The organism is Acidobacteriota bacterium (assembly GCA_009838525.1).
In the GTDB taxonomy this organism is placed as follows: Bacteria; Acidobacteriota; Vicinamibacteria; order Vicinamibacterales; family UBA8438; genus VXRJ01.
On the sequence record VXRJ01000034.1, the window covers coordinates 80,813 to 106,259 of the forward strand.

Below are 25,447 nucleotides of genomic sequence, written 5' to 3' on the forward strand. Positions count from 1 at the left end.
CAGACTGATGGGTCGGGCAGACCGTTCTCGGGTTCGGCAACTGGTAACACGGGGCATGGGTCCAACTCTCGGAGGGAAAAGAGCAATGCGGGCAGCGAAGATCTTCGGCGTCGTCGCGACGGTCGTGGCGGCAGGGATGATGGCAAGCCTCGTCGAGGCGCAGAACCGGCCAGCCAGTACGCGGGGGCATACGGCCACACAACTCGGAGGCTCCTACAACGACGAGGGTCGCTACGAAGGCGGGAACTGGATCGACATCCACTATGGTCGCCCGATTCTCCGCGGCCGGCAGGGCATCTTCGGCGAGGGCGCCGAGTACGCCCAGGGGATCTACGCCGGGGCCCCGCTCTGGCGGGTCGGGGCGGACCAGACGACCACGTTCACGACCGAGGCGGACCTGCTGATCGGCGGTCAGCGTCTCGCGGCGGGCGAGTACACGATGTTCGCCGACCTCGGGAATCCCACAGCGTGGACGCTCATCTTCACCACCTGGGGCGTCAAGCAGCAGTTCCGCGAGGACAACCCCAACGCGCTCTGGGGCGCCTACGGTTACGACGACAGCAAGGACGTCATGCGGACGACGATGTCGGTGGAGACGGTCGAGTACTCCATGGACCAGTTGCAGGTCGGTTTCGTCGACATGACGCAGCAGGGCGGCGCGATGTACGTCCTCTGGGACAACCAGTTGGCGACCGTCCCGATTCAGCTCGCCAACTAGTCGCTTGCGACGGCGCGCCCCGCGCTGGCGGGGTGCGCCGCGTACGGGCTCCTCGGCTACCGTCCACCGCGCACCGGCCTCGGCTGGCAGCACAGGTGCGCGCATCTGTCGCTGCGCCGGATGACGGGCAGCGTCTGTACAGGCGCGCGCCCGGTCCCGGCCGGCTTACACGATGAGTACCGCCCCCACCGCCTTCACGCACCGCCAGGTCCTCATCATCTACGTCGGCCTGATGGCCGGGATGTTTCTGTCGGCGCTCGATCAGATGATCGTGGCGACCGCGCTCCCGACCATCGTCGGCGAGCTGGGCGGCCTCGACTACTACTCCTGGGTCGTTACCGCCTACCTTCTCTCCGGCACCGTCACGCCTCCGCTCTTCGGCAAGCTGGGCGACCTGTACGGCCGGCGGATCGTCTACCAGGCGGCGGTCGCGATCTTCCTGCTCGGATCGCTGATGGCGGGTCTGGCGCCCGGGATGATGGAACTCGTGATCGCACGTGGCGTGCAGGGTGTCGGCGCGGGCGGTCTGGCCACGTCGGCGTTCGCCATCATCGGCGATGTCGTCCCCGCCCGGCAGCGTGGGCGCTACATCGGCTACATGGGTTCCGTCTGGGCGGTGGCGAGCGTCGTCGGGCCTCTGGTGGGCGGTTTCATCGTGGACAACGTCTCGTGGCGGTGGGTCTTCCTGGTCAACCTGCCGATCGGTGCGGTGGTGCTCGCGGTGGTTGCGGTGGTGTTGAAGCTGCCGCCCGTACATCGCCCAGCGAAGCTCGACATCGGTGGCGCCGTGCTGTTGATGTGCGGCGTCAGTCTCGTCCTTCTCGCGCTCCTTCAGGTCGAACGCGGTGGACCAGCGGCGTGGCGCACGGTCCCGTTCCTCGCATCCGCGGCCGCCGGGGCGGCGTTGCTCGCGGCGTTCGTCCGCTGGGAGGCCGCCGCGGAGGAACCGTTGCTGCCACTTCGGCTGTTCCGGATCCGCATCTTCTCGGTCTGCGCGGCCCTTGGTCTGGCGACCGGCAGCGCGTTCTTCGGGACGGTGGTCTTCCTGCCGCTCTTCCTCCAGGTGGTAACGGGGGTCTCCGCCACCAACTCCGGCCTGCTTCTGCTGCCGCTGACCGCCGGCATCGTGGCCGGATCGGCTGGCTCGGGACGTCTCATCACGGCCACGGGCCGCTACCGTATCTATCCGATCGCCGGCGGCATCTGCACCGTAGTCGGCATGGCGTTGCTGAGCGTCATGCAGGGCGGCACGTCGCCGCTTGTCATTTCGGGGACGATGCTCCTGGCCGGTCTTGGTTTCGGCATGATCCTGCAGACGTCATTGCTCGCGGTGCAGAATGGCGTGGACCACCGCGACCTGGGCGTCGCCACTTCGTCGACACAGTTTTTTCGCCTGTTGGGGGGCTCGTTCGGCGTTGCGGTCTTCGGCTCGATTTTGAACGTCCGGCTCGCCACCGAGCTGCCCGCCCGTCTCCCCGCCGCCACGGTTGCGGAGGTAGGGGGCGAGGTGACTCGGCTGCTCCAGAGCCCGACCGCCATCCGGGCGCTGGCCCCCGAAGTCGCGACCGGCGTCGCCGCCGCCGTGGAGGCTTCGATTCAGACGATCTTCTTGTCTGCCGTCCCTCTCACCGTTCTCTGTGTCATCTTCGGTTTCCTCCTTGACGAGATCCCGCTCCGCGAGACCATCGGCGCTCCGCGGGCGGCGCCGTCAGAGGTTGCAGGATCACCCCGGATCAGGGAGAATCGCCAGACCTGAGCAGCGCTGGCGTTTAGCCCAGGAAGGCGGGCCGGGGGGCCCGATAATGGGACTGACCGGGGGGATTCTGCGAGTCTCGGTTGCGGCGCTTGCGTTGGCGTCCGCCGTACCGGCCGAAGCGCAGGAGCTCGACCATCGGGCGCTGCTCGATCGCTACTGCGTCACCTGCCACAACGAGCGGCTTCGCACCGCCGAGCTGCAACTCGACACCGCGGACGTGGCCAACGTCGCGACGGACCCCGCGCTTTGGGAGAAGGTGGCGCGGAAGCTGCGCGCGGGCGCCATGCCGCCGGCCCCGCGCCCGCGGCCCGACGAGGCTACCTACGCGCGCTTCATCGGGTGGATCGAATCGGAGCTCGATGCGGCGGCTGCAACCAGTCCCGATCCGGGGCGGACGGAGACGTTCCACCGGCTGAACCGCGCCGAGTACCGCAACGTCATCCGCGACCTGCTCGCGCTGGACGTCGATGTCGCGGAGCTGCTCCCGGCCGACGACGGCAGCTACGGCTTCGACAACATCGCTGGCGTCCTGGGCGTCTCGCCGACCCTGCTCGAACGCTATCTGTCCGCGGCCAAGAAGGTGAGCCGCCTGGCAATCGGCAATCCGGACGTCACGCCGACCGCGATGACCTACCGGCTCGCGGCCGACTATCCGCAGGACGACCGAATCGATGGCCTGCCGTTCGGCACCCGCGGCGGAATGGCGATCCCGTTCGCCTTCCCGGCCGACGCGGAGTACACCATCCGCGTCCGGCTGAGCCGCGACACGGCGGACAACATCAAGACTTTCGTGGAAGCGCATGAGCTGGACGTCAGCCTGGACGGGGAGCATCTCGAAACCTTCATCGTCGGCGGCGAGACGGCGCCGGAGGATCGGCGGAGCGATGAGTATCGCGAGTGGCGACTCGCCCAGGGACGGATTGACGAGGACTGGGTGATACGCCTTCCGGTGCGGGCCGGCCCCCGGACGCTGCGCGTCGCGTTCCGGAAGAAGACATCCGCCTATCCCGAAACGCTCCGGCAGCCGTACCTACGGCCGTACACCAATACCACGGGCGGCGACACCCGCTATCAGCCGTACCTCGAGAGCGTTGTCATCACGGGACCGTTCGAGGGGAGCGGCGCGCCGCCCGCCGTGGACACGCCGAGCCGCGCGCGCGTATTCACCTGCCTGCCGGCAAACGACGCGGACGCGACGGAGGCGCGAGCCTGCGCCCGCGAGATCCTGTCGACGCTGGCCCGGCGGGGTTACCGGCGCCCGGTGACCGACCGAGATCTGGACATCCTGCTCGGGTTCTACGAGGACGGCGCGGCGGACGGCAACTTCGAACGCGGCGTCGAACTGGCGGTCCGCCGCCTCCTCGTCAGCCCCGAGTTCCTGTTCCGGGTCGTCCGCGATCCGGAGGACGTCGGCCCGGGCGAGAACTATCGGCTGGGCGACCTGGAGCTCGCGTCACGTCTCTCGTTCTTCCTCTGGAGCAGCATTCCGGACGACGAGCTGCTCGACGCGGCGGTAGAGGGACGGCTGAGCGATCCGGACGTGCTGGAGGCGCAGGTCCGCCGGATGCTCGACGACGAGCGGTCGCGCGCACTGGTCGAGAACTTCGCCGGGCAGTGGCTCTACTTGCGCAACATCCCGGCCCTGGTGCCCGACGAGAACCGGTACCCGGAGTTCGGCGAAGGTTTGCGGCAGGCGATGCGCCGCGAGACGGAGCTCTTCTTCGAGAGCATCGTGCGCGAGGACCGGAACGTCCTGGAGCTGCTGACCGCGGACTATACGTTCGTCAACGAGCGGCTTGCGCGCCATTACGGCATTCCGGGGGTATCCGGGAGCCACTTCCGGCGCGTGACGCTGCCCGATGCGACGCGGCGCGGCCTGCTGGGACACGGCAGCATCCTCGCGGCGACCGCCTATCCGACGCGAACCTCGCCGGTCCTGCGCGGCAAGTGGGTGCTGGAGAACCTGCTGGGCACGCCGCCGCCGCTTCCGCCGCCGGACGTGCCTTCCCTCGAGGAGACGACCAGCGAAGGGCGCGCGTTGTCGATGCGCGAGGCGATGGAACAGCATCGCGCCAGCCCGGTCTGCGCGAGTTGCCACCGCCTGATGGATCCGCCGGGCTTCGCTCTCGAGGAGTTCGACGCGGTCGGCAAGCACCGGACGCGCAACGAGGCCAACCTGCCGATCGACGCCTCCGGCATGCTGCCGGACGGCACCGGGTTCGAGGGCGCCGCCGGCCTGCGCGACGCGCTGCTCAAGCGACCTGACCTGGTGGTCACCACGCTGACCGAGAAACTGATGACCTACGCGCTCGGCCGCGGCGTCGAGCACTACGACGCACCCGCCGTCCGCACGATCACCCGCGCCGCCGCGCGTGACGGCACGACGTTCTCGTCGATCGTCCTGGGCATCGTCCGAAGCGTGCCCTTCCAGATGAGGAGATCCGCATCATGATCATCACCAAGCTCGCCCTGCCACGCCGGACGTTTCTCCGCGGCGTCGGCGCCGCGGTGGCGCTGCCCCTGCTCGACGCGATGTCGCCGGCGCTGACGGCGCTTTCGAAGACCGCGGCGGCGCCGGTCAAGCGACTCGGCTTCATCTACCTGCCGAACGGCGCGGTGATGCAGACCTGGACGCCGGAGAGCAACGGCACGGAGCTGGCGCTCTCGCCGTCGCTCGGTCCGCTCGCACCGTTCCGCGATCAGACGATCGTCTACAGCCGGCTTGCTCATGGGCAGGCGGAGCCGCTCGGGGACGGCAACGGCGAGCACTCCCGGGCCAGCTCGGTCTGGCTGAACGGCGTCCACCCGAAGCAGACGGAGGGAGCCGACGTGCGGGCCGGGATCACGGCGGATCAGGTGGCGGCGGCCGAGATCGGACGCGACACGCCGCTACCGTCGCTGGAGCTGGCGATCGACCTCGACTTTCTCGTTGGCAATTGCGAGAACGGCTACTCGTGCGTCTATATGAACACGGTGGCGTGGCGCACCGCGACGACGCCGCTGCCGATGGAGAACAACCCGCGCGTCGTCTTCGAGCGGCTCTTCGGCGATGGCGGCACCCGCGAGGAGCGGCTCGCCGAGTTGCGCACGGACCGGAGCATCCTCGATTCGGTGACCGACGACCTGACGCATCTCGAGCGGAGCCTCGGCAACAGCGACCGCCACCGCCTGGATCAGTACCTCGACGCGGTGCGCGCCGTGGAGCGCCGCATCCAGTTGTCGGAAGCGCAGGGAGCCGATACGGCGCTGCCCGACGAACTGGAGCGCCCCGCAGGGATTCCCGACTCGTACGAGGAACACGTCAAGCTGATGTTCGACCTGATCTCGCTCTCCTACCAGGCGGACATCACGCGCGTCTTCACGTTCATGGTGGGGCGCGAACTGGGCGGCCGGACCTATCCGCAGATCGGCGTGCCGGATCCTCACCACGGGCTCTCGCACCACCGCAACGATCCGGAAAAGCTGGCGAAGCTGACGAAGATCAACCGGCACCACGTCGAGCTGTTCACGCACTTCCTGGGAAGCCTCGCGGAGGCGCCCGACGGCGAGGGGTCGCTGCTCGACAAGTCGATCGTGCTCTATGGCGCCGGCCTGGGCGACAGCAACGACCACCTGCACTACGACCTGCCGGTCCTGACCGTAGGCGGGAAGGCGGCGGACATGCGGGGCGGCCGCCACCTCGAGTATCCGAAGGACACGCCGATGACCAACCTGCTCATCAGCATGCTTGCCAAGGCGGGCCTGCCGGCCGAGCAGTTGGGTGACAGCACCGGCCGCCTGACGGCGCTCACCGACGTCTAGAAGTGAGGGCGCGCCGGACTCGGTTCTGAGTGACTATGCGGTCAAACGGGAACTTGCGGCGCAGGGCGACCGCGGTGCTCGCTGTCGCTTGGCTGGCGGTCGGGTTCGCCGCTGGCGTTCGAGTCGCGGTGGCGGCGCCGGCCGATCTGCCGTTGATCGAAGCGGTGCGGGCGGGCGATCAGGAGCAGGTGCGGGCGCTGATCGCCAGCGATGTCGATGTCAATGCGGCCGACGCCGACGGCGCGACGGCGCTCCATTGGGCTACGTTCGACGATGAGGTCGAGATCGGCCGCGCGCTGATCGAGGCGGGCGCGCACGTCGATGCCGTGACCCGGTTCGGCGCGACGTCCATCGCACTCGCCGCCGAGAACGCCAGCGTCGCCTTCCTCACCGTGCTGCTCGATGCGGGCGCCGATCCGGACTGGGCGACCCCGGAAGGCGAGACCCTGCTGATGACGGTTGCCCGCACCGGCCGGACCGATGCGGTGCGGCTTCTGCTGGAGCGGGGCGCCGATCCGAACCGCGCCGAGTCGTGGCGGGGCCAGACCGCGCTGATGTGGGCGTCCACTGAAAACCGTCTCGAAGTGGCGGCGGCGCTGCTCGCGGCGGGCGCTGACGTGCACGAGCGTTCCACCGGGAGCCTCGGGTTTAGTCCACTGCTGTTTGCCGTGCGCGCGGGCCACCTCGAGATGACGCGACGCTTGCTCGACGCCGGTGCGAACCCGGACGAAACGTTGCTCGACGGCACCAGCGCCGTCGTCCTCGCGACGAAGAACGGCCACTACGAGTTGGGCGCCGTGCTGCTCGACGCGGGCGCCAATCCGAACGCCGACGACAATGGCTGGACAGCGCTGCACGAGATCAAGTGGACGCGGCGGCCCAATCTCGGTTTCAACAACCCGCCGCCCATCGTCACCGGTACGATGAGCGACCTGGCATTCGCCCGGGAGCTGGTCGAGCACGGCGCCGACCTGAACGCCCGGATGACGAAGGAGCCGAACAACCGCTACCGCAACGTCCTGAACCGGATCGGATCCACGCCGTTTCTGCTGGCCGCAAAGGGCGCCGACGTGGAAATGATGCGCCTGCTCGTCGACCTGGGCGCCGACCCGCTGATTCCGAACGAGGACGGCACCACGCCGCTGATGGTCGCGGCCGGCGTCGGCATCTGGGCCGTCGGCGAGAGCCCCGGCACCAACGCGGAGGCGCTGGAGGCGGTCCGGTACGCCCTGGAGCTGGGGGGTGACGTCACCACCGTGGACGACAACGGCGACACCGCCCTGCACGGCGCCATCATCCGCGGGTCCGAACCGCTCGTCCGGTTCCTGCTGGACCAGGGTGCGGACATCGAGGCGGCCAACGAAAAGGGCTGGACGCCATTCCGCATCGCGAAGGGCGTGTTCTATTCCAACACCGGCAAGCGCTGGCCCGAGATGGAAGCGCTGTTGCTGGAGCTGGGCGCCGACCCCACGACTGCCGTCGGCGCCGACAACACGATCGACTGGACCCTTGGCGATCCGGACGCTACCGAGCCGCGCGACGACCGCTGACTACTCAGACGGCATCCGGCAACTGAAGTTGGCGGCGTCGTCCGTGCTGCCGCTGCCGTCGTACACCGCCTGCTCCGGATACGGGCACAGCGGCCGGGTGCGGTCGACCCGGCCGTCACGCTGCCGCTCGGCGAGGACGGAGTTGGGAGCGTTTCCCTCTTCCACCCACGCTTCCAGCGCGGCGAGCATGTCGAAGCGGCTCGGCCCGTTGCCGCCGGCGCAGTGGCCCATGCCGGGGGCCATGAAGAGGCGGTAGTTGTCGTGGACGGCGTCGCGCCCGCCGAGGGTGTCGAGGACGCGGCTGTAGTACTGCGTCGCGTTCGCCGGCGAGATCTGCGGGTCGCTCCAGCCGTGGTAGGCAATCAGCTTGCCCCCCCGGTCGAAGAAGGGCCGCAGGTTGGGGTCGAGCGCGTTCAGGGTGTCGTCGTCCACCTCTTCGGCGCGGACGATGTCGGTCTCGAAGTTGAACTGATCGATCGTCCACTCGGGGTCGGCGAACGTCAGATAGCGGAACTGCTCCAGACCGGTCGAGCGGGCCGAGTTGGTCCACCCCAGGTCGGTCCAGCCGAGCTCGCTGCCAGGCAGCAGCCCCGTGATCGGCCGTCCGGTCGCCGGATTCTCGGGGGACGAGTAGATCATCCGCACCGCGTTCAGCTGCGGTTGCGTCAGGCATCCTTCGCGGTCCGAGCCCTGGCACGCGAGCGCCGCCGGATCGAAGTCGCAGCGCTCGGGATCGCCCACCACGCCGTCGGTTACGCCGTCGCCGGCGTCGCACGCCTCCAGGACCGCGTTGTGGACGAGCTGGCGCGTCGCTTCCGGCAACTGCATCGCCGGGTCGGCCGCGAGCGGCTTCGCCACGCGGAGCGACGCCGCGGCGCGGTCGGTCCAGGCGTTGCCCGGCGCGCCGGCGATGATTCCGTCGAAGTCGTCCGGGAAGCGCTGGGCCGCCTTCATCGCCTGGCGCCCGCCGGCCGAGCAGCCCACCCAGTACGAGTAGCGGGGCGCCTCGTCGTAGTAGGCCTCGATCGCCGCCTTCGAGACGACGGTCATCTCGTGCACGGCGCGCCAGCCGAAGTCGATCACCTTTTCGGGGTGGCCGAGACCGAAGCTGGCGGTGTTCCCCTCGTGGCCGGTGTCCGTCGAACTGCCCGCATAGCCGCGTGCGAGCGCCTGGGCCAGCGAGTTGTGGCGGATGGACCCGGTGAACGCGCCGTTCCCGACCGCCTGATACTTGCCGTTCCAGTCGTTCGCGTCCGCGGGCAGCCAGATCTCCACCTTGATGTCGGAATCGGCGGATGGCGTCAGCGTCGCCAGGACGCGGCAGAAGGCGGGCAGCGCGGCGTACATCTCCGCGCCGCGCCCGCCGCCGCCGGGGGGCGTGAACGCGCCCGCCGCCACTCCTTCCGCGCCGGTGATCTCCGTGTTCGGCAGCGAGAGCGACATCAGGTCCGCGCAGGCGGCGGACTGCGCCGCGGCCGGGGCGGCGGCGCCGAAGTGAGCCGGCTCGGCGGCCGCGACGGCGGTCCCGCGGGCGGCGTCGTCGATGCCGGCGCCAACGCTGGCGGCCACAGCGGCGATCAGGGCGGCGGTGAACGTGCGCTTCATCGGTCTTCTCCTCGTCTATTGATCCTGCGGCGCAGCCGGGCGCGTCGCCGGGCCGGCCGCTTGTGCTTCCGGACTACTAGAACATGGCGATTGGATTCGTGGGGCTGCCCGTGCCGCGTGCGATGTTGAGGGGCAGGCCCATGAACATGAACTCGTAACGGTTCTCCTCGGCGCACGCGCCGGCGAGCGGTTCGAGCAGCGCGTTGTCGAGCAGGGCGACGCCGAAGTTGAAGAGCACGCCGTGCATCGGGAACGCCAGGTTGTAGGGGTCGGGCCGCGCGTCCATCATGTCCCAGCCGAGCAGGGCGACGTCATGGTCCCGGATGAACTTCGCGCAGGTGGCGCTCAGTCCCGGGCGGTCCCCGCCGGCGTACTCCCCGCCGGCCCTGACGAACGCGTCCTTGCCGCTATAGACGAGCAGCGCATCTCCCGGCTCGACGCTCACTCCCTCCGACTCGGCGATCTCCTCGAGTTCCCATCCGTGCACCGGACGGTCGGGCTCGACGTAGGGCTCGCCCCGGTGGCGCGGCACGTCGAGCAGGACGCCCTTCGTGACGATGCCGTCCTTCCAGGCGTCAACCGCGCCCCACTGCGCCCCCTGGGTCGTCACGCCTTCGTCGGGGTCGCGGCCGCCCCACATCCCATCGACGTCCCACATGTGGCAGAGCGCGTCGATATGGGTGACGGTCTGGCCGTGGTAGATGAATCCCAGGTAGTCGACGCAGGCGCCGGCCCCGCTCGGACGCGGGCTCTTCCGGATGAAGTGCTGCTCCGGCTCGAAGACCCGGCTCATCGAGACACGCCGACCGTTCCGGACCAGCCGGGCCGCGGCGGCGCTCTTCTCCGCCGTCACCAGGTTGACGGCGCCCTTCTGGTCGTCATCGCCCCAGCGGCCCCAGTTGCGGCGGTCCGCGTAGACCGCTTCCATTTCCGCCTGGCTGGGCATTCGTGGGTCGGACTGCAACGCTTCGGCCGCCCGGGCGCTCCGCGCCATTCCCGCACCGGCCGCCGCCGCGCTCACCGTCGACAGGAACCGCCGTCTGGTCGGAGCCATGGACATCTCCCCTGAAGCGTGATTCCGGCTCATGCTACCGCACTCCGACGCCGATTGACACGCCTCCGCGCTTCGATTCAGAATGGCGTGTTTTCCATGTGGGACGAAGTTTGTGCGCTGCCGCGCGCGGTCCTCGTCCCGGGGCCTCAGATGCCGAGAAGCGCGCGACTCGCATTCGCGGCGGTGGCAGGCGGCGTCGCCGTCTTTCTGACGGTGGCCGCGCCGGCTACGTCCGCCCCGCAGGCCTCCGGTGCGCCCGGCGCCCCGGTCGAGCTCGATCAGCAGGCGCTCCTCGACCGCTACTGCGCCACGTGCCACAACGACCGCCTGGAGACTGGCGGCTTCTCGCTCGAATCCCTCGACGCGGCGGACGTGGCAGCGCATCCGGAGCAGTGGGAGAAGGTCGTGCGTAAGCTCCGCGCCGGGGCGATGCCGCCCCGTCCGCGTCCGCGCCCGGACGATGCGACCTACGGCGCCTTCCGCGCCTGGCTTGAGGGCGAACTGGACACGGCGGCAGCCGCCGATCCGAACCCGGGCCGTACCGAGACGTTCCACCGGCTCAGCCGCACGGAGTACCGCAACGCCATCCGTGACCTGCTCGCGCTCGACGTGAGCGTCGACGAACTGCTGCCGGCGGACGACACCAGCTACGGCTTCGACAACATCGCCGGCGTGCTGGGCGTCTCGCCGACGCTGATGGATCGTTACCTCTCCGCAGCGCGCAAGGTCAGCCGCCTCGCCGTGGCCTCGCCCGTGCCGTCCCCCACCGCCGAGACCTTCCGGATCGCGTCCGATCTGGGGCAGGACGTTCGGATGGAGGGCCTCCCGTTCGGTACGCGGGGCGGAATTGCGGTCGAGTACAACTTCCCGGAGGACGCCGAGTACGTCATCCAGGTGCTGCCGGACGGTCCGCTGCGGATCGAGCCGCACGATCTGGAGATCACCATCGACGGCGAGCGGATCGAGTTGCTCACTGTCGGCAAGGCGCCCGACGAGAACGACCCGCGCGGCCTCTACGTGCCGGAGATCGAAACGCTGGAGGTGCGGGTCCCGGTCACCGCCGGACCCCATGAAGTCGGCGTGGCGTTCCTCCGCAAGACGTCGGCCGAGCCGGAGGGGATTCGCAAGCTGTACCTCCGGCCGTTCACCGGCGAAGGCTCCGGCGGTGATTCCCGCTACCAGCCTTATGTGGAGAGCGTGACGATCGCGGGACCTTACGAGTCCAGCGGCGCGCGGCCGGTCGACGAGACACCGAGCCGTGAGCGGCTCTTCACGTGCCGGCCGGCGGCGGGAGCGGCCGCTGGCGAGGAGGCCGCCTGTGCGCGGGAGATCCTCTCGACTCTCGCGCGGCGCGCGTTCCGCCGGCCGGTCGACGGTGAGGACGTGGATCGCCTGTTTGACTTCTACGAACGTGGCCGCGCCGGCGGCAGCTTCGACGCCGGGATCGAGATGGCGCTTCGCCGGCTGCTCGTCAGTCCGGAATTCCTCTTCCGCGTCGAGCGGGATCCGGAGGACGCCGGGGCGGCCAGCATCTACCGGGTCGGCGACCTCGAGCTGGCATCGCGCCTGTCGTTCTTCCTCTGGAGCAGCATCCCGGACGACGAGCTTCTGGAGCTTGCCGAGCAGGACGAGCTGAGCGACCCTGCCACGTTCGAGGCGCAGGTGGAGCGGATGCTGGCCGATCCGCGCTCAGACGCGCTCACGAGCAATTTCGCCGGGCAGTGGCTGACGCTTCGAAACGCCGCCGCGGTGCAGCCGGACGAGGATGTCTTTCCAGACTTCGGGGAGGGGCTGCGTCTGGCCTTCCGCCGCGAGACAGAACTGCTCTTCGACAGCGTGCTGCGCGAGAACCGGAGCGTCCTCGACCTGCTCGCGGCCGACTATACGTTCGTCAACGAGCGGCTTGCCCGCCACTACGGCCTGCCGGGAGTCCGTGGCAGCCATTTCCGTCGCGTCACGCTTGACGAGCCGGCTCGCGGCGGCCTGCTGGGTCACGGCAGCATCCTGACCGTTACGTCGTACGCCAACCGCACGTCCCCGGTGAATCGCGGCAAGTGGGTGCTCGAGAACATTCTCGGAACCCCGCCGCCTCCGCCGCCCCCGAACGTGCCGGAACTGGAGACGGCGGAGGGGGGAGAGGCCCTTTCGATGCGCGAGGCGATGGCCCAGCATCGCGCCAACCCGGTCTGCGCAAGCTGCCACCGCCTGATGGATCCGGTAGGCCTGTCGCTGGAGAACTTCGATGCCGTCGGCCGCTGGCGGGACCGGAGCGAGACGAAGCATGTGATCGATGCCTCCGGGGAGCTGCCCGATGGCTCCACGTTCGATGGGCCCGGCGAGTTGAAGGCGGCGCTGCTGCGTCACCCCGACCGCTTCGTTACGACCGTTACCGAGAAGCTGCTGACCTACGCCCTGGGGCGTGGGGTGGAGTACTATGACGCCCCCACGGTGCGGGCGATTGTCCGGGAAGCCGCGGCTGACGACTACCGGCTGTCGACCCTCATCAAGGGGATCGTTCGGAGCGCGCCGTTCCAGATGAGGAGAACGCCGTCATGATCATCACGAAGATGTCCTTGCCCCGCCGGACTTTCCTGCGCGGGGTGGGCGCGACGCTGGCGCTGCCGCTGCTCGACGCGATGGTGCCGGCCGGCACCGCGCTGGCGCGGACGGCCGCGAAGGCGTCGCCGCGCCTCGGCTTCATCTACATTCCGAACGGCGCCAACATGGCGGAGTGGACGCCGCCTGGCGACAGCGGTGCGCTCGAGCTGTCGCGCAGTCTGCAGCCGCTCGCCAACGTGCGCGACCACGTCGTCATCCCGACCGGCCTGGACCATCGGCAGGCGGAGGCGTGGGGCGACGGGAACGGCGAACACTCGCGGGCCAGCGCGGTCTGGCTGAACGGCGTTCACCCGAAGCGGACCGAGGGCGCGGACGTCCGCGCGGGCACGACGGCGGACCAGATTGCCGCCGCCACGCTCGGCCAGGAGACGCCGCTGCCGTCGCTGGAACTGGCGCTCGAGAACAGCTACGTCGTAGGAAACTGCGACAACGGGTACTCCTGCGTCTACACGAACACCTTCTCCTGGCGGACGCCCACGACGCCGCTCCCGATGGAGCACAACCCGCGCGTCGTCTTCGAGCGCCTGTTCGGCGAGGGCGGGACCGAAGAGCAGCGGGTCGCCCGCCTGCAGGACGACCGGAGCATCCTCGATGCGGTGCGCGAGGACATGGTGCGGCTCGACCGGAGCCTCGGCGCCGCCGACCGGTCGCGGGTCACGCAGTACCTCGAGGCGGTGCGCGAGATCGAGCGCCGCATCTCGCGGGCGGAGGCGCAGAGCGACGCTGCGTTACCGGACGTACTGGAGCGACCGGTGGGGATCCCGGAGTCGTTCGACGAGCATGCGAAACTGATGTTCGACCTGCAGGCGCTCGCCTTCCAGGCCGATATCACGCGGGTCTTCACGTTCCTGATCGGCCGGGAGCAGACCGCGCAGAGCTTCCCCGAGATCGGCGTGCCCGACCCGCATCACGCGATGTCGCATCACCAAATGGATGCCGAGCGGCTCGAGAAATACGCCATGATCAACACCTACGAGGTAAGCCTGCTGGCCGGCTTCCTCGAAAAGCTGGCGGCGACGCCGGATGGTGACGGCACGCTGCTCGATCAGGCGATGATCCTCTACGGCGGCGGCATCAGCGACGGCGATCAGCACTCGCACATGGATCTGCCGCTGATCCTGGCAGGGGGCGGAGCGGGCGCGCTGAAGGGAGGCCGCCACCTGAAGTACGAGGGCGAGACCCCGATGACCAATCTGCTGGTCAGCGTTCTCGACAAGGCGGGCGTCCCGGTCGACGAGCTGGGCGACAGTACCGGCCGCCTGCCGATGGAAACGCTCGCGAACGTCTGACATGGCTGCCGGTTGGCGCGCCGGCGCCCGCGCCGGCAACGAGAGGTGCGCCGGCCTCCAGGCCGGCATTTCGACAATGCGAGTCACCACCATCGCCGTCGTCGCCCTTGCGCTCGCCTGCACGGCCGGTGTGGCGGCGCGCGCGGTCGATGCGCCGCTCATCGACGCCGTCAAGGCGGGCGACGCGCAGGCGGTCCGCGCACTGCTGGCCGATGGCGTTGCGGTCGGGACGGCGGAGGCCGACGGAACGACGGCCCTCCACTGGGCGGCTCATCACGACCGTCTCGACATCGTACAACTGCTGCTGGACGCTGGCGCGGCGGCCGATGCGACCACCCGCTACGGGGTCACGCCCCTCGCGCTCGCCTCGCTCAATGGCAGCACGCCGATGATCACGCGCCTGCTCGAGGCGGGGGCCGACCCGAACCGCGCCAACCCGGAAGGGGAGACGCCCCTGATGACCGCGGCGCGGACCGGACACGGCGCCGCCATCGACGCGCTGCTCGCGCACGGCGCCGACGTGGATGCGGTGGAGGAGTGGCGCGGCCAGACCGCGCTCATGTGGGCGGCGGCGCAGAACCAGGTGACATCGGTCGAACGGCTGCTCGCGGCGGGTGCGGATCCGAATGCCCGCTCCGCGCGAGGCTTCACGCCGGTGCTCTTCGCGGCGCGCGAAGGCAATGTGGAAGTACTGGCGCCACTTGTCCGGTCCGGCGCCGATGTGGACGACGTGCTGCCCGAACGCGGCATGAGCGGTCTGGTGCTCGCTGTCTACAACGCGCAGTACGACTTCGCCAAGGCGCTGCTCGACGAGGGCGCCGACCCCAACGCGTCCGGGAACGGCTGGACCGCGCTTCACCAGGTAGTGTGGACTTACCGTCCCAACCTGGGTCGCAATCCGCCCTTCCCGGTGCCGCTGGGCGAGCTGGACGCCTTCGACATGGTGCGCGAGCTTGCCGCCGCCGGAGCGGATCTGAACTTGCGCCAGACGAAGGAGCCGCGCGACGGCAACCGGAACGTGCTGAACCGGATTGGTTCGACGGCGTTCCTGCAGGCGGCGAAGGTGGCGGACATCGAGATGATGCAGTTGCTGGTCGATCTGGGCGCCGATCCGTCCATCACGACGGAGGAGGGCGCCACGCCGCTGATGGCGGCGGCCGGCGTCGGCATTTGGAAGATTGGCGAGAACCCCGGCACCAACGAGGAAGCGCTCGCCGCCGTCGAACTGGCCTGGGAGCTGGGGAACGACGTGAACGCCGTCGACGTGAACGGCGACACCGCGCTGCATGGCGCAATCCACCGTGGCGCGGACAATATTGTCCGCTTCCTGGTCGAGAAGGGAGCGAACATCGACGCCGTGAACGAGAACGGTTGGACGGCGCTCTCCGTCGCGCAGGGGGTCTTCTATCCCAACACTTTCAACCGGCATCCGGAGCTTGTGGACCTACTGCTTGATCTGGGCGCCGATCCGGACGCCGGAACCCGGCGGCCGGAAGATCTTTCGCCGGCGGAACGCCTGGCCCTGGCCGAGGAGCAGGAGCAGTAGGCGGCTGGAAGATCGGGGAAAGCTGTCGAGGAACCATAAACAGAACGGGACAATCGGCCGAAACCGATCCATAATCGCGCCTTGCGAACGCCACGATAGAAGAACTTGATAGCGACCCGGGACTGACGCGGACTCAGGAGGAGAAAACATGAACGCGCGCACATTCACATCATGGCGCAGGCTGCGGCTGGGAGCCGTCAGCGCCGCCGTCGTCGGCGCCATTGCCCTCTTTGGGGCGATGCCGACCGCCGAGGAGGCGCAGATGGCCGAGGGCTACATCAGCGGCGTCGTCGAAAGCAGCAGCGGCCCGGAAGGAGGCGTCTGGGTCATTGCCGAAACGGAGGAGCTGGAGACGAGGTTCGTCAAGATCGTCGTCACCGCTGATGACGGCCGCTTCGTCCTGCCGCAGTTGCCCGACGCCACCTACGACGTCTGGGTCCGCGGCTACGGGCTGGTCGACTCCGAGAAGGTACAGCTGTCGCCGACCAACGAGGACGTCACGCTCGAGGCGGTCATCGCCCCGAACGAGCAGGCGGCGGCGGAGTATTACCCGGGCAACTACTGGTACTCGCTCATCAAGCCGCCGCCGGCGAGCGAGTTCCCCGGCACCGGGCCGGACGGTAACGGCATCGCCGAGAACATGCGGACGCAGCAGCACTGGCTCGACGTCATGAAGCAGGGCTGCCAGCTCTGCCACCAGCTCGGCAACACGGCGACGCGAGTCGTCCAGCAACTCGACGACTTCGACTCGGCGGTCGAGGCCTGGGATCACCGGGTGCAGACCGGCCAGCGCGGTACCTCGATGAGCGCGGCGATGAGCCGCATGGGCCGCGGGCGCGCGCTCGAGATGTTCGCGGACTGGACCGACCGGATCGCCGCCGGCGAGACGCCGCCTCGGCCGCCGCGTCCGGATGGCATGGAGCAGAACCTCGTGGTCACGCTGTGGGACTGGGGCACCGACAGCTCCTTCATCCACGACGAGATCACGACCGACAAGCGGAATCCGACCGTCAACGGTGGCGGCCCGGTCTACGGCGTATCGGCGGGCCACGGCAGCCTGACGATCGTCGACCCGGTTGAGAACTCCGCGGTCGAGCTGCCGATCCCGGTGCGGCCGGCGGATCCCAACTCGGTCCCGTCACGCTTCCCGCAGGAGCAGCTCCAGCCGTCGTACTACTGGGGCGATCAGCTTCTCTGGGGCCGGGGCGGTCCGGACGGGAACGAGAACTCGTCCGACCCGCACAACCCGATGATGGATCAGGACGGCCGCGTCTGGATGACCTCGACCATCCGCGCCCGCCCGAACCCCGACTGGTGCCGGGAGGGGTCGGACAACAAGTACGCCGAGTACTTCCCGCTGAATCAGAGCGGCCGGCAGGCGTCCTACTACGACCCCGAGACGGAGAAGTTCGTCCTGGTCGACACGTGCTTCGGGACGCACCACCTGCAGTTCGGTGAGGACGCCAACGACACCCTCTGGTTCAGTGGCGACAGCAACGCGATCGGCTGGATCGACACCAAGCTGTACGACGAGACGGGCGACGAGCAGTACTCGCAGGGCTGGTGCCCGACCGTCATCGACACGAATGGCGACGGCAGGATCACGAAGCCGTGGAACGAGCCGAGCCGCGGGGGCGAGGTGGAGATCGATCCGAGCCTCGACACGCGGATTGTCGGCTTCGGTTACGGCATCATCGCGCACCCGTCGGACGATTCCATCTGGATCACCCGCACCGGGCCGTTCCCGGGCCGGCTGGTCCGCCTCGACCGGGGCGACAATCCGCCCGAGACCTGCATCGCCGAGGTCTACGAGCCGCCTTCCATCGAGAACCCGAACGTCGACGCGAGCCAGACCGGCTTCGCGCCGCGCGGCATCGACGTCGATCGGAACGGCGTCATCTGGACGGCGCTCTCGGGCAGCAGCCAGATGGCCAGCTTCGACCGGACGAAGTGCGCCACGCTGAACGGTCCGGATGCGACCGGCCAGCAGTGCGCCGAGGGGTGGACGCTCTACACGGTGCCGGGCCCGCAGATGGAAGGGGTCGACACGCCGGGTAGCGCGGACTTCCACTACTACAGCTGGGTCGACCAGTACAACACGCTGGGTCTGGGGGAGAACGTTCCGATCGCGAACGGATCGTCGTCCGATTCGCTGCTGGCGCTCGACCCGGATAGCGGCGAGTGGACGATCCTGCGGGTGCCGTACCCGATGGCGTTCTACTCCCGCGGGCTCGACGGGCGCATCGACGACCCGAACGCCGGGTGGAAGGGCCGTGGCCTCTGGGCCAACTACGGTTCCAACTACATCTGGCACACCGAGGGCGGCAAGGGCACCAAGAGCAAGATGGTGCACTTCCAGCTTCGGCCCGACCCGCTCGCCAGGTAGGGCGCGCCGGGTTCGTTCGTAACGTTTCGGAGGGGGCAGGCGCCGCGCGCGCCTGTCCCCTTCGTCTATTCTGGCGAGGTTGCGCGCACGTATCCCTGTGAGGACCATCCCTGGGCGATGGAGCAGGGATGGTGATGGAGCCATGAAGATGACAACTACAGAGAGGCCACGCGATTGGGTTGCTGTCGCTGCGACGGTAGCCACGGCGTTCGCGGTTGCGTGCGGCGGTGGCGGCGGGGGCGAGGCCCCGGCCGAGGACGCGGCGGCGATGGACGAAGCGCCCGCGGCGCCTTCGTACATGGTCTACGTCACCAACGAGTATTCCGGTGACCTGACCGTCATCAACGGCGCGACTAACGAGGCGGTGGAGACCATTCCGCTCGGCAAGCGCCCCCGCGGCATCAAGGTGTCGCCGGACGCCACGCAACTGTTTGTCGCGCTGAGCGGGTCACCGCCGTCACCGCCCGGCACCGACGAGAGCACGCTCCCGCCCCCGGATCGCTCCGCCGACGGCATCGGAGTGGTCGACCTGGCCGCCGGTGAAGTGGTCAACATGGTCCGCGCCGGCACCGACCCGGAGCAGATGGCGGTGAGCAATGACGGCACGCGGCTCTACGTCGCGAACGAGGACGCCGGGATAGCGAGCGTCGTCGACATCGCGACCGGCGAGATCCTGGCCGAGCTCCCCGTCGGCGGCGAACCCGAGGGGGTGCGCATCAGCCCCGACGGCCGCGTCGTCTACGTCACCTCGGAGGAGGACAATCGGGTGACCGCCATCGACACCGCGACCAACGAAGCGATCGCGCAGTTCGAGGTAGGCGCCCGCCCGCGGGCCAGCGCGTTCTCGCCGGACAGCAACCGGGCCTACGTAACCGCCGAGAACAGCGGCACCGTCCATGTCGTGGACACGTCGACGCACGAGGTGCTGCACACCATCGACCTTTCCGATCTGGGTGATCTGGTCCGTCCCATGGGCGTCGTCGTATCCCCCGACGGCACCCGCGTCTACGTCACCACCGGCCGCGGGCGCACCGTCGTTGTCATCGACGCCGCCACCTGGGAGCCGCTGTCAACCATCGAAGTGGGCGAGCGTCCCTGGGGGATCGGAATCACGCCCGATGGCCGCTATCTCTACACCGCCAACGGTCCGTCCAACGACGTCAGCGTCGTCGACACGGAAACCAACCAGGTCGTCGGGACCATTCCGGCGGGCGAGCGCCCCTGGGGCATCGCTATCATCGGCGAGTGAGCCGTCAGACGGAGCAGCTGCCCGGACACATGACTTCTCTGCGGGTGCTTGCCGCCGCCTGCGCCCTCGCCACTGCGATGGCATGTTCCGGCGCGCCCGGTACGACCGGCGACGAGGTCGAACCGGCTGAAGCGGCCGCCGCCGATCCAGCACCGGCACTGCCACGTCCGGCCTTTCACCACATCCACATCAACTCCGTCGATCCGGAGCGCGCCCTCGACTGGTGGTCGACGTTCTGGCCGGCGGGTGAGCGGACGACCTTCGCGGGGATGCCGGCGTTCGCGGCGGACGGGATCTACTTGCTGTATACGCAGGTGGACGAACCGGCGCCGGGCGCCTTCGATCCGGAACGGCGGCAGTCGATTCCGCAGAGCCCGTTCTGGACGACCGGACCGAGCACGGACGGGCTGGCGCTGTACGAGCGGCTGACGGCACTCGATCCGGACGGGGAACGGTTCGCCTTCCTGCCCGTGTTTACGGGGCCGGACGACACGGTCGGCGTGCCGCACTCGGGGCTGGCGCCGTTCGGCGATCAACTGCTCACGGTCGCCGAGATGGAGGAGCGGCGGGCGCGCGAAGGCCCGAACCCGACGCGCGACCGGGGGAGCGGGCAGGACTTCGGCTATCTCGTCGATCCCGACGGGATACTCGTAGAGTTCAACGGGAACGCTGAGACCGACGATCTCTTCTACGGCCACACGCACTTCTGGCACGAGCAGCCACTCTGCGCCGCCAACTGGTACGTCGAAACGCTTGGCGTGACCCTGCCGCCCCAGCGCAACCCGGACACCGGTGAGTTGGAGCCACGCCCGCTCTACGACCCGTGCGACGTCCCGATCGGCGACGTCAGCTATGCGTCGTTCCTGCCGATGGGGCAGCTCCGGCGTCCGATTGCGAGCGTCCGCCTCGAGAACGCGGGATGGGCCTGGTATACGCGCCAGTGCCGCGACGGCCGCTGCGGCCCGGAGCTGGACGTGCCTTTGTCACCGTCCCGCGGCCAAGTCGTCGATCGTGTCGGGATCGCGTATCCCGATCTTGATCCCGTGCTCGCCCATCTGGAGTCGCGCGGCGTTCCAATCATCGAGGGGCCCTACCCGTTCGGCGAGACGCGCGCGGTCCTGATCGAAGACCTCGACGGCCTGGCGCTGGAGCTGATCGAAGCGGCGCCCTGAGCGATATACTCGCGGATCGGTCCGTCTCCGGACCGGTCGTTCTCGTCGGCGCCAAGGGGTGATCCGTTGGGTCGAGCTTCGCGCTTCGTCGTCGCGTCGGCCATCGCCGGGGTGGCAATCGTCGCCACCGGTCGGAATACCACCACCGAACCGCAGTCAGGCGTCGTGCACGTGTCGGTAGGCCATGCCTCCACCGTGGAAGAACTTCGGCACTGGGAGGCGGTGGTCGAGCGCATGACGCGCACCGGAGAACTGCGCGTTGCATCCCGCCGCCCGGACCCCGTGCTGAACGGCCGCACGCACGAGTACCTCGCCCAATATGTCGGCGGCGTGCCCGTGCATGGCGGCGGCCTCGTGCGGCAGCTCGATCGCGGCGTGACGGTCTCGATGCTCGGCTCGATTCATCGGGGGATCGATGTGGAGCCGGGATCGCTTCTGTCCGACGTCGAGGTCACGGCGAGCATCCAGCACGCCACCGGCGCGAGGCCGGCGCCGGACGACCCGGTTCGGCTATTCATCCTGGCATTCCCGAATGGCGCCTACCGACTGGCCTACCGGATGTTGTCCATCGACGAGCGCGCCTTCTTCGGCGACGCGATGGACGGCCGTGTCGCGCACGTGGAGGAGGCCATCGGTGCCGCCGAGCGCGACGGCGGTGTGCCGGAGGGCGCCGGGATCGCCACCGCGATCCCGGACTTCGCGGCCGCCGCGCGGCTCGGGCCGCGGCAGTTCACCGACGAATACGGGCACATCCAAACCTGCGATAGCGCGATGTTCCCGGTTCAGGCGGAGGGCGTCTGGCAATCGATGCCCGCCTGGTGCGAGGACGGCCGGTTCGTGCTCGCGTCGTCCCAGGGAGGTGCCGTGGGCCAGGCCTACGCGGATATCTTCTCGACCGCGGCCGACGGGAAGGGGCCCGGTGCCCGCGTGCTCCAGGTGGATCAGCGTGCCGGAGGAAGTCCGGTCGCCTATTCCTCACGCCTGGAGTTTGCGCTCGTTGCCGATGGAGGGCGCTGGCGCTACTCGGGCGTCGCTTTCACCGACGGACAGTTCGCTGGCGCTACCGGGGATTGCTGCGACGGGGCGGAGCGGTGGAACGCGACGATCCTGAGCCGGGCGTTTCATCTTGCCGTCGAGGGTGGAACGAACGGGGCGACGGGGCTGACCGTAGACGGCGCGGGCCTCGCGAATCGCGACCGGATCGAAGCGATCTTCCTCCGCGCGCGGCATGTGCTGATGCCGCCGGTGCTGTCGTTTCCGCTCGCGGCGGAGGCCATCCGCCAGTCCGCGCACGATCTGGAGGCCGGTTCGGTCGTTCAGCAGGCGGTCGAGCAGTCGTTGCGGGCCGTCGGCCTGCCGCCGTTGCGGGAACAGGAGGACGTTCGGGAGGGCGAGCGCCGCGCCGCCGGCGCCCGCAACGATGTCGCCGCTGCTGCCGCTACTACTGACGCCGGCCGAAACGACGCTGGCGGGGCGGCGACCAATGAGCAGGTGGCCATCGGCGCCTTGGGGGCCACGACGGACGTTGCCGGGCCCCAGGCGGACGGATTCGACGTGGAAGCGTCGGGCGTTGGCTACATGAGCTACGAGAGCCCCTACTCGAACCCGATCGCCCTGCTGCCGGACTCGTCCCTGCTCTACACCGTCAACACCCCGTCCGACACCGTCGACGTTATCGACCCGGCCACGCGGGCCATCGTTGCGCGCATCCCGGTCGGAATCGACCCGGTCGGCATAGCGGTGCGTCCGGACGGCCGGGAAGTCTGGGTGTCCAACCACATTTCCGATTCCGTCAGCGTCATCGACTCCGACCCGGCCAGCCCCACGCGGCACCAGGTACTGGCCACCATCCAGCGCTACGACAACACGGGCCGGACGCGCTTCGACGAGCCGGTCGGAATCGCTTTTGCAAACAACGAAAAGGCCTACGTCGCCCTGTCGTCGTCCAACCGGGTCGCGGTTGTCGACGTGGCGGCGCGCAGCCTGACGTACATGCTCGAGTTGAGCGCGCAGGATCCGCGCGCCCTGACCGTGAGCGGCGACCGGCTCTACGTCGTGCCGTTCGAATCGAACAACCAGACGCAGCTCTCGGGCTGCTGGCCGCGCTACATCGACGGCGATCTCTGCACCTTCGACGCCCGCAAGCACGTGACCGAGGCGGAACCGGGCAACGCGCCGACGCTGTCGTTGAACTACGTCGCGGATGTGGTTCGGCATCCTCGAATCCCGGATCGGGACCTGTTCGTCTACGACACGGCGACGGACGCTCTGGTCGAGGTGGTGGACACGCTGGGAACCCTGCTCTATGGGATCACCGCCGATTCGCAGGGCCGCATCTTCATTTCGCAGACCGAAGCCCGCAACGACAAGAACGGCAAGGCGGGTACCGCGAACCATGGCCTCGCGGAGCTGGAGAACCGCCCCTACCTCAACCGGATCACCCGCCTGCCCTGCGACGGCGGGTGCGGTGAGCCGACGTTGTTTGAACTGGAGCCCGTGCCTCCTGCCCACCCCGCTCCCGGCACGGCTCTGGCGACGCCCTTCGCCATCGCGGTCAGCGATGACGACGCGACGCTGGTGGTCACGGCGTCGGCATCCAGCCGCGTTTTCACGGTGGATGCCGGATCCGGCGCGGTGCTCGGCCGGGTTGAAGTCGGTTCAGGCCCGCGAGGCGTCGCCCTGGAGACGACGGCGGCCGGAGCGCCCGCGCGGGCGTGGGTCCTCAACGCGCTGGAGAACAGCGTGTCGCTGGTCGATCTGCGAAATCGCGCGGCGCCACGGGTGGTGACCACGATTGCCCTGCACGACCCGACGGATCCCGAGCTGAAGCAGGGCCGTATCGCGTTCAACAATGCGGAGGGATCCAGCACGGAGACGTTCGCCTGCGCCAGTTGCCATCCGGACGGGCACACCGATCAGTTGATCTGGGTGCTGGATACCCCGTTGTGCGATGTGGGTTGCGACCAGATTCAGCCGCGCCTGGTGCAGGACGTTCGCGGGTTGCGCGGCAGCGCGCCGTATCACTGGGACGGCACGCTCGGCGATCCGTTCGGCGGCATCAACACCCCCAACATCACCAGCCTGGTCGAGCCGAACTGCGATCCGGAGGTTCCGGAGAGCTGCACGCTCCATGTCATGGAAACCGCCTTGCGCACCACCATGTGCGACCAGACCGACTGCGAGACCAACGAAGAAGGCAAACCGGGTCGGCTCTCCGGGGCGGAGCGGGCCGCCATGGCGAAGTACCTGCTAAGCGTTCCCTATCCGCCATCGCCGGAGCGGCCGTACACCAACGCCATGTCCGCGACGGCGATGGAGGGTGTGCGCCTGTTCCACTTCAGCCGGCAGTGCGCCAACTGCCACCGCCTGCCGTTCTGGACCATGACCAACATGGGCGGCAGCGGCATGGACGTGCCGTCGTGGCGGGGCGCCAACGACCGCTGGAAGACGTCCCCCCAGAATCGCTTCTTCTTCGCCGACCTCGTGGGTGGCGACACGCGGGGTTTTCCGGAGCGCAACACTTTCGTCAACGACAACAACCTGTTCCAGATGATTGTGGAGGGAAGCGTCGGCTTCTCCGGCGCGCTCGGGCGGCAGGTGACCCTGAATCAGGAGACGGCGGGCGCCGACGCAACCCGGGATCTGCTGGATGCGCTGGAGCAGGCGGCCGCCGAGGGCGGAGTCGTTCTGCAGGCGGAAGGCCTGCGACTCCACGCAACCGGGGCGGGCGCGCCCCTGGCGCTGCAGTTCAGCGGCGGCGTCTACCGCAGCCGGCTTGGCGACGGCGCCTCGCACACGCGCAGCGAGTTGACGACTTCAGCCGCGGCGGGCGAAGTGCTGCTGACCATTACCGCGCGTCTCGGCTACCTCGCGGACTACGATCATCCGCAGCCGACGCTGTATCCGCACGAACTTCCCGTATTGCCGAGGTTCCCCGGAGGGCGTCCTGCGGAGTTTCCCGAATTGCATGCCGCCGGGCCAATGCGGCTGCGGGGCGAGCACATACAGCTCGGCGCCTACGTGTTGGTCAACGGACGCCGCGTGGCGGGCTCTGTCGTCTGCGAGGCGGGCGTCCTGCCGGACTGCGAGGGCGATACCGTGGTCGTCCAGCTCGCCCGGTTGCCGGCGGAGACGGGGCTCCACATGCTGCAGGTGCAGAATCCCGAGGGCCTGTTCAGCAACGACCTGCCGTTCCACGTGATCGAGGCGGCGCCGCGGGCCGAGTCCGGGAATCTCATCACGAGCGGCGGCAGGTTCGACGTGCAGGGTTCCTGGCGGGTGAACCTGACGAACGCGTCCGTCACCTGGAACGGAGAGGCGGATTTCACTATCGACGCACCCGCGGTCCAGCCGTGGCGCGTGCAGCTCTCTCACAATGTGGTGATAGAGGAGGGGGCGGAGTATACGCTCTGCTACTCTGCCCGAGCCGACGACTTTCGCTACATCCAGGTCAACGTGGACACCGGTGCGACGGAGTACCGTAGCGTGATGGGCACTGGCATCAGTCCGGATGTCGGTGGGGCGGTCCGGGGCTCGGGGGCGAGTCTGACGCGCGACTTCCACCAGTTCCGGCACCGGTTCGTCAGCCCGGAAGCGGACTACAACGCGAGAATCGCCTTCACGCTGGCGCAGAGCGACGTGGACGTGCAGATAGACAACGTCGGGCTCTACAAAGGCAGGGGATGCGGCGCCCCATGACGGT

Annotated in this window: 14 protein-coding genes; 12 read left to right on the forward strand and 2 right to left on the reverse strand. The window is 68.9% G+C overall.

What is annotated here, in order from left to right; translation table 11 throughout:
* Positions 1 to 7 precede the first annotated feature (7 nt).
* The 5 genes from F4Y45_14595 to F4Y45_14615 all read left to right on the forward strand — a co-directional run bounded on the left by F4Y45_14595 (position 8) and on the right by F4Y45_14615 (position 7,825).
* Complete coding sequence (locus F4Y45_14595) at positions 8 to 718, forward strand: DUF2911 domain-containing protein (GenBank protein MXY25732.1); 711 nt, start codon at positions 8 to 10, stop codon at positions 716 to 718.
* A 172-nt stretch (positions 719 to 890) separates the two neighbouring features.
* Entirely contained in the window at positions 891 to 2,474 is a 1,584-nt protein-coding gene (locus F4Y45_14600) for an MFS transporter (protein ID MXY25733.1), read from the forward strand.
* Positions 2,475 to 2,520: 46 nt separating this feature from the next.
* A complete protein-coding gene (locus tag F4Y45_14605; GenBank protein ID MXY25734.1) occupies positions 2,521 to 4,926 on the forward strand; it encodes a DUF1592 domain-containing protein in 2,406 nt (801 codons plus the stop codon).
* A complete protein-coding gene (locus F4Y45_14610) occupies positions 4,923 to 6,275 on the forward strand; it encodes a DUF1552 domain-containing protein (protein ID MXY25735.1) in 1,353 nt (450 codons plus the stop codon). The genes F4Y45_14605 and F4Y45_14610 overlap by 4 nt, the downstream gene beginning before the upstream one ends.
* A gap of 35 nt (positions 6,276 to 6,310) precedes the next feature.
* Positions 6,311 to 7,825, forward strand: a complete 1,515-nt coding sequence (locus F4Y45_14615) for a hypothetical protein (GenBank protein MXY25736.1) — start codon at positions 6,311 to 6,313, stop codon at positions 7,823 to 7,825.
* Here the strand turns inward: F4Y45_14615 and F4Y45_14620 are convergent, their stop codons facing one another.
* Both F4Y45_14620 and F4Y45_14625 read right to left on the reverse strand, forming a co-directional pair.
* On the reverse strand, positions 7,826 to 9,430 hold the full coding sequence (locus F4Y45_14620) for a tannase/feruloyl esterase family alpha/beta hydrolase (protein ID MXY25737.1): 1,605 nt from the start codon (positions 9,428 to 9,430) through the stop codon (positions 7,826 to 7,828).
* A gap of 76 nt (positions 9,431 to 9,506) precedes the next feature.
* Complete coding sequence (locus F4Y45_14625; GenBank protein MXY25738.1) at positions 9,507 to 10,868, reverse strand: cyclase family protein; 1,362 nt, start codon at positions 10,866 to 10,868, stop codon at positions 9,507 to 9,509.
* Between F4Y45_14625 and F4Y45_14630 the strand changes: the two genes are divergently transcribed.
* The 7 genes from F4Y45_14630 to F4Y45_14660 all read left to right on the forward strand — a co-directional run bounded on the left by F4Y45_14630 (position 10,581) and on the right by F4Y45_14660 (position 25,443).
* On the forward strand, positions 10,581 to 13,040 hold the full coding sequence (locus tag F4Y45_14630) for a DUF1592 domain-containing protein (protein MXY25739.1): 2,460 nt from the start codon (positions 10,581 to 10,583) through the stop codon (positions 13,038 to 13,040). The genes F4Y45_14625 and F4Y45_14630 overlap by 288 nt on opposite strands.
* Positions 13,037 to 14,392 carry a DUF1552 domain-containing protein gene (locus F4Y45_14635; protein MXY25740.1) on the forward strand — a complete coding sequence of 452 codons (1,356 nt, stop codon included), beginning with the start codon at positions 13,037 to 13,039 and terminating at the stop codon, positions 14,390 to 14,392. The genes F4Y45_14630 and F4Y45_14635 overlap by 4 nt, the downstream gene beginning before the upstream one ends.
* A gap of 1 nt (position 14,393) precedes the next feature.
* Complete coding sequence (locus F4Y45_14640; protein MXY25741.1) at positions 14,394 to 15,938, forward strand: hypothetical protein; 1,545 nt, start codon at positions 14,394 to 14,396, stop codon at positions 15,936 to 15,938.
* A gap of 148 nt (positions 15,939 to 16,086) precedes the next feature.
* Positions 16,087 to 18,324, forward strand: coding sequence for a carboxypeptidase regulatory-like domain-containing protein (locus tag F4Y45_14645; protein ID MXY25742.1), 2,238 nt, complete (start codon positions 16,087 to 16,089; stop codon positions 18,322 to 18,324).
* 268 nt (positions 18,325 to 18,592) lie between these two features.
* Entirely contained in the window at positions 18,593 to 19,573 is a 981-nt protein-coding gene (locus F4Y45_14650; protein MXY25743.1) for a beta-propeller fold lactonase family protein, read from the forward strand.
* Entirely contained in the window at positions 19,570 to 20,745 is a 1,176-nt protein-coding gene (locus tag F4Y45_14655; protein ID MXY25744.1) for a hypothetical protein, read from the forward strand. Before F4Y45_14650 ends, F4Y45_14655 begins: the two co-directional genes overlap by 4 nt.
* A gap of 66 nt (positions 20,746 to 20,811) precedes the next feature.
* On the forward strand, positions 20,812 to 25,443 hold the full coding sequence (locus F4Y45_14660) for a hypothetical protein (GenBank protein MXY25745.1): 4,632 nt from the start codon (positions 20,812 to 20,814) through the stop codon (positions 25,441 to 25,443).
* The last annotated feature ends 4 nt before the right edge of the window (positions 25,444 to 25,447 follow it).

Coding starts and splice junctions, on each gene's coding strand:
- F4Y45_14615 (MXY25736.1), top strand. CDS start 6,311: ATGCGGTCAAACGGGAACTTGCGGCGCAGGGCGACCGCGGTGCTCGCT.
- F4Y45_14605 (MXY25734.1), top strand. CDS start 2,521: ATGGGACTGACCGGGGGGATTCTGCGAGTCTCGGTTGCGGCGCTTGCG.
- F4Y45_14635 (MXY25740.1), top strand. CDS start 13,037: ATGATCATCACGAAGATGTCCTTGCCCCGCCGGACTTTCCTGCGCGGG.
- F4Y45_14630 (MXY25739.1), top strand. CDS start 10,581: ATGTGGGACGAAGTTTGTGCGCTGCCGCGCGCGGTCCTCGTCCCGGGG.
- F4Y45_14595 (MXY25732.1), top strand. CDS start 8: ATGGGTCGGGCAGACCGTTCTCGGGTTCGGCAACTGGTAACACGGGGC.
- F4Y45_14625 (MXY25738.1), bottom strand. CDS start 10,868: ATGCGCTGCCACGTCCGCCGCGTCGAGGGATTCGAGCGAGAAGCCGCC.
- F4Y45_14620 (MXY25737.1), bottom strand. CDS start 9,430: ATGAAGCGCACGTTCACCGCCGCCCTGATCGCCGCTGTGGCCGCCAGC.
- F4Y45_14600 (MXY25733.1), top strand. CDS start 891: ATGAGTACCGCCCCCACCGCCTTCACGCACCGCCAGGTCCTCATCATC.
- F4Y45_14640 (MXY25741.1), top strand. CDS start 14,394: ATGGCTGCCGGTTGGCGCGCCGGCGCCCGCGCCGGCAACGAGAGGTGC.
- F4Y45_14645 (MXY25742.1), top strand. CDS start 16,087: ATGAACGCGCGCACATTCACATCATGGCGCAGGCTGCGGCTGGGAGCC.
- F4Y45_14610 (MXY25735.1), top strand. CDS start 4,923: ATGATCATCACCAAGCTCGCCCTGCCACGCCGGACGTTTCTCCGCGGC.
- F4Y45_14650 (MXY25743.1), top strand. CDS start 18,593: ATGGACGAAGCGCCCGCGGCGCCTTCGTACATGGTCTACGTCACCAAC.